This window comes from Pseudomonas sp. MIS38, assembly GCF_019891575.1.
In the GTDB taxonomy this organism is placed as follows: Bacteria; Pseudomonadota; Gammaproteobacteria; order Pseudomonadales; family Pseudomonadaceae; genus Aquipseudomonas; species Aquipseudomonas putida_A.
This window is the reverse complement of record NZ_JAFLXF010000018.1, coordinates 1-13,415: the sequence shown is the minus strand read 5'-3', so window position 1 is coordinate 13,415 and position 13,415 is coordinate 1. Positions and strand designations below refer to the sequence as shown.

12 protein-coding genes are annotated in these 13,415 nt (G+C 60.5%); 6 read left to right on the top strand and 6 right to left on the bottom strand.

Annotation, left to right across the window (positions count from 1 at the left end; translation table 11 throughout):
* Positions 1-36: 36 nt before the first annotated feature.
* Positions 37-1,218, top strand: coding sequence for a hypothetical protein (locus J1G18_RS19570; RefSeq protein WP_223008300.1), 1,182 nt, complete (start codon positions 37-39; stop codon positions 1,216-1,218).
* Between the two features lie 177 nt (positions 1,219-1,395).
* Positions 1,396-1,911, top strand: coding sequence for an SET domain-containing protein-lysine N-methyltransferase (locus J1G18_RS19565; protein WP_139054150.1), 516 nt, complete (start codon positions 1,396-1,398; stop codon positions 1,909-1,911).
* A gap of 6 nt (positions 1,912-1,917) precedes the next feature.
* Here J1G18_RS19565 and can read toward each other — a convergent pair whose 3' ends face one another.
* Positions 1,918-2,562 carry a carbonate dehydratase gene (gene can / locus J1G18_RS19560; RefSeq protein WP_003228196.1) on the bottom strand — a complete coding sequence of 215 codons (645 nt, stop codon included), beginning with the start codon at positions 2,560-2,562 and terminating at the stop codon, positions 1,918-1,920.
* Between the two features lie 141 nt (positions 2,563-2,703).
* Between can and J1G18_RS19555 the strand changes: the two genes are divergently transcribed.
* Complete coding sequence (locus tag J1G18_RS19555; protein ID WP_027612254.1) at positions 2,704-3,108, top strand: hypothetical protein; 405 nt, start codon at positions 2,704-2,706, stop codon at positions 3,106-3,108.
* A gap of 112 nt (positions 3,109-3,220) precedes the next feature.
* Here the strand turns inward: J1G18_RS19555 and rimI are convergent, their stop codons facing one another.
* Positions 3,221-3,673 (bottom strand): ribosomal protein S18-alanine N-acetyltransferase, encoded by a 453-nt coding sequence (gene rimI, locus J1G18_RS19550; RefSeq protein WP_064589192.1) that lies wholly within the window; start codon positions 3,671-3,673, stop codon positions 3,221-3,223.
* A complete protein-coding gene (locus tag J1G18_RS19545) occupies positions 3,666-4,412 on the bottom strand; it encodes an energy transducer TonB (RefSeq protein ID WP_223008323.1) in 747 nt (248 codons plus the stop codon). Before J1G18_RS19545 ends, rimI begins: the two co-directional genes overlap by 8 nt.
* Positions 4,413-4,645: 233 nt before the next feature.
* Between J1G18_RS19545 and mksB the strand changes: the two genes are divergently transcribed.
* From mksB to mksF, 3 genes are read left to right on the top strand one after another with little or no spacing between them, the layout of a single operon-like run.
* A complete protein-coding gene (mksB, locus tag J1G18_RS19540; protein WP_003228202.1) occupies positions 4,646-5,926 on the top strand; it encodes an Mks condensin complex protein MksB in 1,281 nt (426 codons plus the stop codon).
* Positions 5,916-6,617 (top strand): Mks condensin complex protein MksE, encoded by a 702-nt coding sequence (gene mksE, locus J1G18_RS19535; protein WP_016773189.1) that lies wholly within the window; start codon positions 5,916-5,918, stop codon positions 6,615-6,617. The genes mksB and mksE overlap by 11 nt, the downstream gene beginning before the upstream one ends.
* Entirely contained in the window at positions 6,614-9,454 is a 2,841-nt protein-coding gene (mksF, locus tag J1G18_RS19530; RefSeq protein ID WP_134787332.1) for an Mks condensin complex protein MksF, read from the top strand. Before mksE ends, mksF begins: the two co-directional genes overlap by 4 nt.
* A gap of 214 nt (positions 9,455-9,668) precedes the next feature.
* On the opposite strand, the gene J1G18_RS19525 is transcribed toward mksF, so the two are convergent.
* Genes J1G18_RS19525 through J1G18_RS19515 form a run of 3 tightly spaced genes read right to left on the bottom strand, consistent with a single transcriptional unit; the run spans position 9,669 to position 13,234 of the window.
* Positions 9,669-11,972 carry a PqiB family protein gene (locus J1G18_RS19525; protein ID WP_098965612.1) on the bottom strand — a complete coding sequence of 768 codons (2,304 nt, stop codon included), beginning with the start codon at positions 11,970-11,972 and terminating at the stop codon, positions 9,669-9,671.
* On the bottom strand, positions 11,965-12,588 hold the full coding sequence (locus tag J1G18_RS19520; protein ID WP_007961513.1) for a paraquat-inducible protein A: 624 nt from the start codon (positions 12,586-12,588) through the stop codon (positions 11,965-11,967). Before J1G18_RS19520 ends, J1G18_RS19525 begins: the two co-directional genes overlap by 8 nt.
* Complete coding sequence (locus tag J1G18_RS19515; protein ID WP_027612261.1) at positions 12,575-13,234, bottom strand: paraquat-inducible protein A; 660 nt, start codon at positions 13,232-13,234, stop codon at positions 12,575-12,577. Before J1G18_RS19515 ends, J1G18_RS19520 begins: the two co-directional genes overlap by 14 nt.
* Positions 13,235-13,415 lie beyond the last annotated feature (181 nt).

Here is a 13,415-nt window from a genome sequence, read left to right as displayed (position 1 = left end):
CGAACCCGGGGAACCCACGCTGAAAAGGATCTGAGCATGTTCAAACTCGCAGGATTTACCCCCGCAGTTCTTACCCTCGCCGCGCTCACCCTGAGCGCGGCTGCCCACGCCGATGTCGACCTGAAGCTGGGCAGCACCGAGCGCGTCACCCGCCTCTTCGCCTACCCCAACAATTGCAGCGTGATCTGTTATCGCAACTGGTCCCTGGAGCAGACCGTCGCCCATTACCTGAGCCAGAGCGTGCAGCGCGATGGTTACAGCAATGCCAAGGTGTTGGTGAAGAACGATAACGGGCAGATTTTCGCCGAGATCAGCGGCGTGCCCAAAGGTTACGACAAGCCGCTGTCGGCGCTGCTCGATGCCGGTGATCTGGCCTATAACGGCGCCAGCAGGCTCAATGCCGATGGCAAATGGGCGTACAGCTGGTATCTGTTCCTGCCGCTGGGCATGGCCCTGGAAAACCGCAAGAGCGTCGAACTGCTGCACTTCCCGCCGGACTATTCGCTGACTCAGGCGCAGGATTACCTGCGCTCGAACACCACCGACCGCTGGGCCACGCTGCTGACCGTCAACGGCATTCCGGCCGAGCAGACGCCGGCCTATCAGACCATCATCGACATCGCGCCAATCGCCGCGCCGTCCAACGCCGGTAGTGATCTGGAGGGCGTCTACGACTACTTCAAGGATTACCAGACCACGCTGGTCAAGCAGTTCAGCCAGACCAGCGCCGGCACCACCCTGCCGATGGTCGCGTTCGGTGCGCCGGTGCGTAACTGGATCAAGCAGCAATACGGCCCGACCGTGGCCGTATTGGGTCTGGCGACCATCAGCCCTAGTGCTGGGGTGAGCGTGCCGGTGCTGGGATCGAACCATCCGAGCTACATCTGGTACGCCGCCGACCCGGCCAGCTATGACGGCGATGAGGCCAAGGCCGATGCCGCCGGTTTGAAGGTCATGGGTCAGGACTTGAGCGCCGCTTGCTGGCAAGCCGGGATGGGCAGTAAACCGGGCACCGATGCGAAAGCCCTGCTCAACAGCTGCACGCAGACCTGGCAAGTGACGCAAAAGGGCAAGACCTGCGAACTGTTCTACACCTCGATCCGCAACCTGACCCCGGCACAGGCCGCCGCCAAGTGCTCGACCACGCCAATCAAGGCCCAGTTGCAACAGCTTCAGGGCGAATTGCCGGCCACCGCCGTTCCTGCACCACACCTCTGATCCGCTGAAAAAGCTTCCCGTGTCAGTCAATGCTGACGCGGGGAGCAGCCAATCACGCCTGTCAGATCTGACAGTAGACAGTTTGAGGGATACACCGGAATATTGGATCCAAACATGTTGCAGCGCTGACAGGACGTCAGACCAGGGAAGTCGCAGCATTTGCCGACAGGGACCGTTATGAATAATCAGGCCCATCAACACAACATTCCACGCGACGCACCCGGCATCTACCCGTTTGCCGGATTGCCGGTGCGTCTGGGTTTCCCATCCACCGAGGATTTCGAAATCGTGCAGGACCACCACGGTCACGCGGCAGTGGTGGCGCGCCGGGCGTTCTTGCGCATCACCCGGATGTGTCGGGTATCCGGACAACTGTTGCCCTATCGCTGCCGACAGACGCGTCAGTTACTGGCCGGCATCCATCTCTACGATCCGCGCTTTTGCGGGTTGCTCGAACACGCCTGCGATCCGAATGTGTTTCTGGACATGAGTGAGCTGTGGCTGTGGGCACTTCGCGACATTCAGCCGGGTGAACGCCTGACCATCGACTTCGCCGCCACCGAAGACCGTTTGCTGCAACAGTTCGCCTGCACTTGCGGCTCGCCGCGCTGTCGGGGGTGGATCACCGGCTACGATGAACCACCCACGATCGAGGGCCAGCACTTTCTGCAGCGCTGGCGGCATCCACACTGATCGGGATTACAACGCCCCGACCGGACGCAGACGATATTGCGGCGGCAGTTGCTCGAAACCGCTGATGGTGGTGTTCAGGCTTTTCCAGCGACCGTCCTTGATGCCGTAGATGCAGCCGTGAATCGACAGGCTCTGGCCGCGATGCCAGGCGTTCTGGATGATGCTGGTGTGCGCAACGTTGGCCACTTGCTGGACGACGTTGAGTTCGCACAGCCGATCGACCTGCTCTTCCTCGGTCGGCAGCTTGGCCAGTTCTTCACGTTTTTCGTAGTACAGGTCGCGGATCGAGCGCAGCCAGCCATCGATCAGACCGAACTGGCGATCCTGCATCGAGGCGCGCACACCGCCGCAGCCATAGTGGCCGGTAACCAGGATGTGTTTGACCTTGAGCACATCAACCGCGTACTGGATCACCGACAGGCAATTGAGGTCGGTGTGCAGCACCACGTTGGCGACGTTGCGGTGTACGAACAGATCGCCCGGCAGCATGCCAACGATCTCGTTGGCCGGCACCCGCGCGTCGGAGCAGCCGATCCAGAGATATTCCGGGGTCTGCTGGCGCGCCAGCTTGGCGAAGAAATCCGGGTCTTCCTTGGTGATCGCGTCAGCCCAACGCTCGTTGTTATCAATCAGGTCTTGTAAGTCGTGCATGGTTAAGGCCTCAAGAAAGATGCGCAGGTATGACAGACGGCCGCCCGTCGGGGTCACGCAAGAACCGCAGGTGTTTTTCTTTGGAATTCTCGGGTGCCCGGTGTGTCAACCTCAGTAAGGCCCACAGTATGAGGATTTGCCATGACTGATTCACGACGTCCGTTCGATGCGGTGCAACCGGAACCCATCGATGACAACGAAGACCGCATGGGCTCGGTGCATGAGCTGGATTTCGATGAAGACGAACCCAGCGCGAAAATCGGTGACGAGATTCCGGAACGTGAACGCGAGCAACTGATGCCCGCTGAACGGGTGCGCGAGGCCGGCCTTACCGGTGCATCGACGGCTGATCATGAACCGACCGACGATGACTTGAGCCCGGAAACACTGATTCACGAGGATGGCGCACGCGATGCCGAAGAGGCTGGCGAGGGCAATCAGGCCGATTGGGATCTGAGCATTGTCGATGAGGATGACATCGGCGGCGGCAATGGTCTGGATGAGGCGGAGCTGGCGCGGCGTGATCCGCTGGATGGCAATCGCTGATCTGTATTGCCTGTAAGGACGCCTTCGCGAGCAAGCCCGCTCCCACAGAGAATTGAGACTCGGCTCAAAACCAATGTGGGAGCGGGCTTGCTCGCGAAGCTTTTAAACAAGATCAGTCGACCAGGGTGCAGGCCATCACTACGGCGTCTTCGCGCCCGCCCACCGCCGGATAATAATCGCGACGCCGGCCAATCTCATTGAAACCATACCGCTCGTATAGCCGGAAGGCTGCAGTATTGCTGTCGCGCACTTCCAGGAAACACTCCCGCGCCGAGGCCGCATACGCCCGCGACATCAGATGCTCGAGCAGCGTCAGCCCCAGCCCCCGTCCCTGATTCTCCGGTTTGACCGTGATATTCAGCAGATGCGCCTCGTCGAGAATGATCTGCACCACGCCATGGCCGACCTGCTGCTGGCCTTCGAACATCAGCCAGATCTGGTATTTGCCCAGCCCGTCGAGAAAAATCCCGCGCGTCCAGGGATGGCTGTACGCCGCGTATTCGATCTTCAATACCGCGTCCAGGTCCGCCTCGGTCATCGGGCGGAACGATACAGCTTCACTCATTCGATGGTTTCCAGCGCGCCATCAGCCGACGCATGGCTTGCCACACAGCGGCTTTGCGCTGTGGCTCTTCCATTAACAATTCCAGACCGGGGATGGCCCATGCCAGGCCCAGGCCTTCGATCTGCAATTCACTATTGAACGCTTCGGCGTCCGCTTCACCGGCAAAGCGTATTGCCGGAAGGCCGATCAGCCACAGGCAGGCGCAGGGTGCCGCTTCCATCTGTACCGAGAGGAAACCCTGAACAAAGTCGCGCGCCGCTTCCGGGCCCTGATCCATGGTGCCGCGGTTCAGCCACGGCCAGCGCACCGGCTCGCCGACGATTTGTGGCGCATCCGGCAGACCGGCGGCGCGCAACATGTCTTTAAGCAGTAGATAGGCCGGATCGCGGCTCTGGAACGCTTCGCCTGTGGGTAACTCGACCAGCAGCAGGCAAGCCCCGGCGCGCAGCAACTGCAGGGCAAAACGCGGTGGCGGCACGGGCGCGGGTCTGGCGACAACTGGCGCCTCCTCGACCTCTTCCACCGGTTTGGCGCCATTGCGGGTACTGGCGAGCGACGGGCGTGGCACTTCGATCTTCGGCCGTTCGACCGGACGGGCGGCAGGCTGCACCGGAGCTTCGGCCTGCACAACCGGCATCACCACGACCTCTGGCTCAGGCTCGGGCATGTCCAGCAGCTCGGGCCGCGACGGGGCGGCGAAAGGCAATTCGGTGCGCGGCAGCCAGTTGACCACCTGCATGGCGTTCAAATAGGCGCGGCGGCGGGACTCGATAAGCAAAGGGTCGGCCACTTGTGGATAACTGAAGTGGGCTGATTCTACAGCCCTTCGTTCAAGATCGCTTGCTGTTGATCGATAGCCTTTACCTGGGCTCGCTCCCTGAGAAAATGCGACAGCCCGTCCCGAGAGTGAATCGCATCCCTCGTGATGCAGTACAATCGCGGCTTTTAATCGCCAACCAGCCGGCCATTCCGATGATCGAACCCAAGCGCGTCTTGCGCGCCCTCGCTGAACACTGGGCACTTCTGGAGCCACTGTGCGAGCACTTCGACCAAGGCACCCTGAGCCTCAACGAACTGCGCACGCAACTGGCCGCCCAACAACTGGACAGCACGCCGCAGGACATCACCAGCCTGCTCGACGTGTGGATTCGCCTGGACATTCTGGTGCCCGTGGCGAAAAGCCCGAACCGTTTCGAGCTGAACGCGCAGATCCACGACTTCCTCGCCTACCTGCGCCGTGAGCACCGTCTGGGCCTGTGCCTGGAAATCGAAGCCTATCTGCGCCACCTCGAACGGCTGGCCGGCTACATTCAGGACGCGTTCGATGTGCGCGACGGCAACGACCTCGCCCGTCAGTTGCGCTTGCTCGACATGCGCGTGCGCGACGTATTGAAGAAACTCGACAACGACGAACAGGCGCTGGTGGCCGTCGCCGAACGGGCCAAGACCAGCGACCGGCAGATTCCGTTGCGTCAGCGTTACGCCGAAGTCCTGGCGACCTGGGACGAATACGTCGAGCCGATGATCGATCTGGTGAACGCCGACGGCGCCTTCGAACAAGGCGTGCGCAAGGTTGAAACCGTGCTGTTGAAGATGCTCAGCGAACAGCAGCGCCTCGGCCATCTGGTCGACGACGACATGCTGCTGCGCACCCACGCGCGCATCCTCGAAATGCAGACCAGCGCCCAGTTGACCCTGCGTCACGCCCGCGAACTGCTGTTGCCGCTGCGTGAAGAAGCACGCCGCCACAACGCCGTGACCCGTGGTGCCGCGCTGGCGCTGGCAGCGATTCGCCGTAAAGGCATCGATGCCGTGCCGCAAGCGGCGATGCCGCTGTTCACCCGGCCGCAAAGCACCTTCCTCGGCAGCGCCAGTCAGGTCGAGGCTTACGTCTACGCTCTGGCGCGTTTCGAGCCGAAACCGGCGCGGTTCCCCAAGGCGCACAAAACCCAGAAATCCGGCGATGCCCCGCGCGCACCGCGCACCGTGCGCGAGATGGTCGAGCGTTGCGAAGAGTCCCTGCCAATGCCGGATCTGATGACCTGGCTGCTGGAGCAGGAACCGGACGGCGCCACCGACGAATTGCTCTACTGGTTCTCGCGCCTGTCGCGGGAAAAACGCTTCAAGCGCGAGCGTCTGGAACGCCGCGAATACCACACTCACGAGCACCAGGTCAGCCTGCGCTCCTTCGCCCTGCTCTCGGCCCGCGACTCCGCCGCCGAGGATTCTGCGAGCATCCCCAATGCATCTTGATCTATCCGAACTGTCCCAACTGGCGCCGATCTTCCGCGAGCTGTTCAAGGGCTATCACGTCAGCCGCCGCGACCCGGAACTGTACGCGCAACTGTCGAACTTCCAGGATCAATACCGCACGCTGTTCAAGGCGCTGGGGTTCGAACTGGTCTGCGACACCCGTGGGTTCTATTACTTCGTGCCGGACATGGCCGCTGCGGCGGTGAACAAGACTGCTCAGCGTCTGGCGCTGTTCACCTTCATTCTCGTCGAGCATCTGGCCGATCAGGGCCGCGATCCGATCGCCGTGCTCGACGGTGGCAGCCTCGGCCGTGAAGAACTGCCGTCGTTGCTGGACAAATACCGCGACCTGTTCATCCAGGCCGAAGTGCAGACCGTCGAAGAACTCGAAGAAAAAATCATGCGCCGCATGACTCAGCTCGGTTTCGCCGGTGAAGAAAACGGCGTGTACCGTTTCCTACCGCCGATGCACCGTTTCCTCGATGTGTGCCTGTCGGTGCAGCAGGACCGCGATCTGGCGGCTAGCGTACACAGCGTGCTGCCGCTGCCGGCACCGGTGCTGATCGACGAAGAGGCCGAAGCCAAATTCCTCGAGACCGACGATCCGCTTGATCTCAGCGAATTTGAGGAAGAGAGCGAAGAAGACGCACTGGCCCGGGCCATTGCCGAAGAACAGGAGTCCGACGCATGAGCCAGGAACGCTACGGCATCCGCCGCTTTGCCCTTTTGAACACCGCCGGTTACAGCCTCGGCCTGTTCCCGCTGGAAGAACCGCTATCGGTTTACGGCGCGAACAACCTCGGCAAATCCGCCTCGATCAACGCCTTGCAGTTCCCGATTCTGGCGCGCATGTCGGACATGAGTTTCGGCAAGTACAGCCTGGAACAATCGCGGCGCTTCTACTTTGCTTCCGACACCAGCTACATCCTCGTCGAAGTCAATCTACCGCACGGCCCGCACGTGATCGGCGTGGTCGGTCGCGGCCCGGGTGGTGGTTTCGGTCACCAGTTCTTCGCCTACGCCGGCAAGCTCGATCTGGCGCATTACCAGAAGAACGACACTTGCCTGCGTCAAAAAGAACTGTTCAGCAACCTTGAGAAAGAAGGCCTGAAAGCCTACGAACTCAAGCCTGATGAATTGCGTCGTTTGCTGGTGGGCGGGCACACCTCGATCCCGCTGGATCTGACCCTGATTCCGCTGCGCTCCACCAGCGAGCAGAGCCTGAAGACCTTCCGCGCGCTGTTCATCAACCTGCTGCACATGCGTGAAATCACTGCGGCCAAGTTGAAGCAACTGTTCCTCGATGCCTTCGAACACAGCCTGCGTTCCGGCAGCGTCGACTACATCGCCGCGTGCGAAGAAGCCTTCCGCGATGTGCGCCGGATGGAGCAGGACTACAACTCGCTGGTCGCTGCCGGCCCGCTGGTCGAAGCCTTGGCCAACGGCGTGAAACAGCGCGACGTGCTGCGCGGCAAACTGCATCGCCTGTCGCCGTTGCTCGACTCGCTGCTCGGCACGTGGTCGGACTACGCCACGGCGCGCAAGGAAGAGCTGACGATCCAGGCCGAGCACTACCGTCGCGAACAGGATGATCTGCAAAACGATCAGCGCGGCGGCACGCAGGAGCTGATGCGTCTGGAGCGGGAAATCTCCGGCATCCAGCGCTGGCTCGGCGAGTTGTCGGTGCTGAAAAACCGCTTCGCGCTGGTCGATGACGTCAAGGTGCTGGAGCAGCAACTGCTCGCCGCCAAGGACGCGCACGACGAACTGGCCGGTGCGCTGGCACAGTCCCGGCAGTTCAGCGCCGAGGATCTGGAAGAACGTCTGCGCGATCTGGAAAAACGCCTGAAGTCGGTGAAGCAGCAACTCGATCACGCCGACAACAACAGCTACGCGCGTCTGCGTGAGGAATTCTCGCAGCAGGACGTCGAGCGCCTGATGCGTCTGTTCAACAGCGCGCTATTCAGCCTGCCGCTGGGCGAGCACGGCATCACCCTCGACGAGGATGGCGAGTGGGTCAAATCGGTCGAGCTGATCCTCGATGGCTTCAAGGGCGAGCGTTTCGAAGTGCCGGGGCTGTCGATCGACATCTCGCACATCGAGCCGCCGGCTCTGCAAGCGCTGGCCGACCGCGCCGCGCTGCGTGACCAGAAAGAGCGTCTGGAAAAAGAACTCAAGCAGCTCAAGACTCAGCAAGCCGTGGCCGCCGACCGCGCCGCGAGCAAGACCCAGACCGAAGCGCTGTACCAGCAAGTGCTGGATGCGCAGAAAGCCCTGGAAGATTTCCGTCGCACCCAGACCCTGAGCGCCGAAGAAGGCGACAAGCTCGAGCAACTGGCGCAGATGGAAGCGGCGCAGGACGAACTCAAGCGCTCCAGCGATGCGTTCACCGAGCGCGTCCAGCAACTGTCAGCCAAGCTGCAATTGGTCGGTCGGCAGATCGCCGACATGGAAGCCAAGCAGCGCACCCTCGACGACGCCCTGCGCCGCCGTCAGCTGCTGCCGGCGGACCTGCCGTTCGGTACGCCGTTTATGGATCCGGTCGACGATTCGATGGACAACCTGCTGCCGCTGCTCAACGACTATCAGGACAGCTGGCAAGGCTTGCTGCGCGCTGACGGACAGATCGAAGCGCTGTACGCGCAGGTGCGCCTCAAGGGCGTGGCCAAGTTCGACAGCGAAGACGACATGGAGCGCCGTCTGTCGCTGCTGATCAACGCTTACGCGCACCGTACCGACGAAGCCCTGACGCTGGGCAAGGCCCGGCGTGCGGCGGTCACCGACATCGCCCGGACCCTGCGCAACATCCGCAGCGACTACGACAGCCTCGAGCATCAACTGGCGCTGTTCAACCGCGAGATCAACAAGCGTCAGGTGTCCAACCTGCAGAGCTTCCGCATCGTCCTGGCGCCGAACAAGGAAGCGCTCAAGCACATCGATCAGATCATCCACAGCGCCGGTCAGTACGAAGAAGGCGAAACCCTGTCGGTGTTCGATCTGAGCCAGAGCGCCGAACAGGACAACAAGAACGAAGAGGCCAAGGAATACCTGGCGCGGCTGGTGGCGGCGAACCATAACCAGCTCGGCCTCAAGGACTTGTTCGAACTGGCGTTCGAGATCACCAAGGTCAACGGTCAACCGGTGATTCACACCGACATCGACGGCGCGGCATCCAACGGCACCACCATGACCATCAAGGCGCTGACCAACATGTACTTGTTGCTGCACCTGATGGATCGCGATCTGGCCGGTCGCGTGCGCCTGCCGTACTACCTTGACGAGGCGGCGGACATCGACGAGAAGAACCAGGCAGCGCTGCTGGAAACCAGCCTGCAACTGGGCTTCGTGCCGATTCTGGCGAGTGTGAAGCCGCAGGTCTGCGCCAGTGTCGCCATCGACCTGGAGGGCGGCAGCGGCCCGGCGGGGATCTACATCGACGAGGCGGACTGGAAGTACATCCGCCGGCATGATGTGGTGAAGGCCACCGTCAGTGTGCAAGCCGATGAGCCGGAGCTGGATGAGGTTTGATCGACTTTAGCTGAAAACCAAAAAGGGCCGCGATCTGTTGGGATCGCGGCCCTTTTTTATGGCTTTGGGTTTGTGCTGATCAGGAGGACCTCATCGCTGGCAAGCCAGCTCTCACAGGTTTTTGCGTTGAATACACATTCTGTATACGACACAAACCCTGTGGGAGCGGGCTTGCCCGCGAAGGCGTCCTTCCAGACGCCACATCAATGGCGGGTTATTTACCGAGCGAAATCTTCGGCGCCCAGGTCAGCCACTCATCCTCGAACTTGTCGAACAACGGGAACGTCTGCTCAGCCCGTGCCGGGGTGCCCATGCGCTCACCGTCCGGCGTAGCGAAGGCAATCCCCCCCTGAATCGCCGTCTCCAGCGACTCCGTGCGCACTGTCAGACCATTGAACAAGCCGATGTCGAAACCAACGCCGCTGGTGTTCCAGAATCGGCTGCCGCTGCGCACCAACGGCGCGTATTTCGGCTCGATCAAAATGTGCACCAACACCCGGTCAGCCGTCTGGCCCAGTTCGTAACCGGTGACCTTGCCCACGGTGATTTCGCGGTAGGTCACGGGTACGCCCGGTTTCAGCGAGCCACGGCGCGCGGCGCTCAACACCAGACTCAAGCCAGCCTCCTGCTTGCTCACTTCCGGCGGACTGGCCAGCGCAACGAAGTTCTTCTGCGGGCCGAGATTTTTCGCCGCCGGCTGCACTTCCACATATTGCCCGGTGACCAGGGTTTCCAGGTTCTGGGTCTTGATCAGTCCCAACTCCGGCTTGACCACCCAGAACTGACTGCCGACCCGCGCAATGCGCTCCGGTACTTCGGTGATCCGCGCGGTAATCATCACGGCTTGCAAATCGTCGGTCAGATCGACGTCTTCAATCTTGCCGACATCCAGGCCTTTGAAACGAATCGGTGTGCCCGGGCGCAAACCATCGGCGCGGTCGACCTTGATCGTCACCAGCGTGCCTTTCTGGTTGGCTTCATCATGGTTGGCGAACAGACGGAAGCGCGGAATACGCTTTTGCAGCGGCGCTTTGGCCTGCGGCGTTTCGAAAGCGATACCGCCGGCCATCAACGTCTGCAACGACTCGCTCTTCACTTGAATACCACCCGTAAGACCACCGGTGAGGGTGATGCCGCTGACATTCCAGAAGCGTGTCGACGCGTTGACCAGGCTTTCGTATTCCTTCTCGATATGCACGCCAATGACGATTTGCTTTTTGGTCTTGGAGAACTGATAGCTCTGTACCGAACCGACCTTGACCTGTTTGTACAGAATCGGACTGCCGACTTCGATCGAACCGAGAACATCGGTGAACAGCACCAGATGCAGACCCGGCGAACGCAGATCCAGCGGCGGCGCTTTTGGCCGCGCCTCGAATTCGCGTTTCGGCGCGGCACCTTTGTCGCCCGGACGCACGGCAATGTAGTTACCTTTCACCAACGCTTCGAGTCCGGTGATACCGGCCAGGGAAATCGACGGTTTGACCACCCAGAACTGCGTGCCTTCGACCAGATAGTCTTCGGCCAGAGGATCCAGCGTCAGCTCGGCCGTGGCGCTGTTCAGATCCGGATCGATTTTCAACGCTTTCATGTTGCCGACCTGAATGCCCTTGTACATCACCGGCGTACGGCCGGCCTGCAAGCCTTCGAAGTCACTGAGTTTGACCTTGACCCGAATACCGGCAGCGGCGGCGTCGAAGTCCTCATAGAGACGGAACGGCAGGCTTGGATCGGTGGGCGGACTGTCCTTGCGATTCTCTGGTGTGGCGAAGGCGATGCCGCCGGCGACGATGCTCGCCAGAGACTCGCTGCGTACTTTCACCCCGGACAGGTTGGCGTCGATGCTGATGCCGCTGGCATTCCAGAAACGCGTGTGTTTGCGCACCAGTTTGGCGTAGGTCGGCTCGATGAACACTTTGAGCTCAACGGTGCTCTGGTCTTCAGACAGCACGTAGCTTTTGATCTGACCGACTTTGATCTGCTTGTAGAACACCGGACTGCCGCGGTTCAGCGAACCGAGGCGATCGGCCTTGATCGTCAGGTGCAGGCCGGGCTTGGAGTCCGATAGCGGCGGCTCCTCGGCCAGCGCCTTGAACTTGCGGGTCGGCTCGCCTTCACCGGGACTGATGGCCACGTAGTTACCTGAAACCAGGGTTTCCAGACCGGTGATGCCGGCCAGGGTCACGCTCGGTTTCACCAGCCAGAAGCGCGTGCTGGTCTTGAGGTATTGCTCGACGTCCTTGTTCATCTCGACGGTGGCAATCACCCCTTTGGAGTTGCCCTCGTCATCAAGCTTGAGCGTCTTCACCTTACCCACCGGCATGCCCTTGTAGACCACTTCGGTCTTGTTGGCCTGGATGCCTTCACCGCTTTCGAAACGCACCTGAATCTCGATGCCGGTTTCGTTATAGGCACGCCAGCCGAGCCAGCCACCGATGATCAGGGCAATCAGAGGCAGTACCCAAATGGCAGACCAGTTGGAGGCCGGTCGGGTTTTCGCTACAGGCAAATCAGTCATGGTCGTCGTCCGACTCCGTGTTATCCCAAATCAGTCGGGGATCGAAAGTTACTGCGGCAAGCATCGTCAGAATCACCACACTGGCGAAGGCGATGGCGCCAAGGTTGGCTTCGACACTGGCAAGTCGGCCGAAGTTGACGACCGCCACCAGAATGGCGATCACAAAGATGTCGAGCATCGACCAGCGACCGATGAACTCGATGAAGCGGTACATCCAGATCCGCTGCCGCGCGGACAACGGCTGACGTCGCTGCACCGAAAACAGCAGCAGTGCGATGCCCACCAGTTTGAAGGTCGGCACCAGAATACTGGCGATGAACACCACGGCGGCAATCGGGATCATGCCGTGCTGCACCAACTGGATCACACCGGACATGATGGTGCTGGGATCGCCCTGCCCCAGCGAACTGACCGTCATGATCGGCAACACATTGGCCGGGATGTAGATAATCGCAGCTGTGATCAGCAGGGCCCAGGTTCGGGCCAGACTGTTCGGACGACGAGCGTGAACCAGCGCACCGCAGCGGGTGCAGGTCTGCTCGTCGGTGTCCGCATCCTGTTTGTTCAATTCATGGCATTCGGTACAGATCAGAATGCCCGCATCAATCGCCCGCATGGGCATCCTCTCCTGATAACGCCTGCCAGATCTGATGCGGTGACATCACCACTTCCAGCCAGACCTGAACCAACAACAAACCGATGAAACACGCCAGACCGAGGCCGACGGTGATGGCCGCCATGTCCGCCAGTTTGACGATCGCCACGAGGACGCCCATGAGGTAGACCTCGAGCATTCCCCAGTCTTTGAGGTGGTGATAAATGCGGTAGAGCAATAAGCCGTAACTGCGTCCGACGTTGAATCGAATCGTCAGCAAAACGAATAACTGGCACAGCAACTTCAGCAACGGAATAGCCATACTGCACAGGAATACAACGATCGAAACGCCCTGCATGTCCGTATTGAACAAGCCGAGCACGCCGCTCCAGACCGTATCCTGCGAAGATTGTCCGAGGATATTGAGTTGCATGATGGGTAAAAAGTTTGCCGGGATGTACAGCAATAATGCTGCGATCACCAAGGCAAGGCTGCGCTGCACCACATTATGGCGATGGGCGTACAACTCGTAACCGCAGCGCGGGCAGAGTGCTTTCTCGCCATGGGCAAGCTTGGGCTTGCGCATCAGCAGGTCGCACTCATGACAGGCCACCAAGTCTTCCAGCGGTAAATCTGACAGCCCTTGGGCGTCAACCGGATCTGACATAAAGGCTCTGGCTCCGAAGAAGATGGGGGTTATTCTAGTGTTCTGATTCGAAAATAACTGTGCAAAATTGTTCGCTGCCTAAGTAAAAATACTTTCCTGCGGGCAAAACAAAACCCCAACTGCTTTCGCAATTGGGGTTTCGGAATTTAATCTTGACGATGACCTACTCTCACATGGGGAA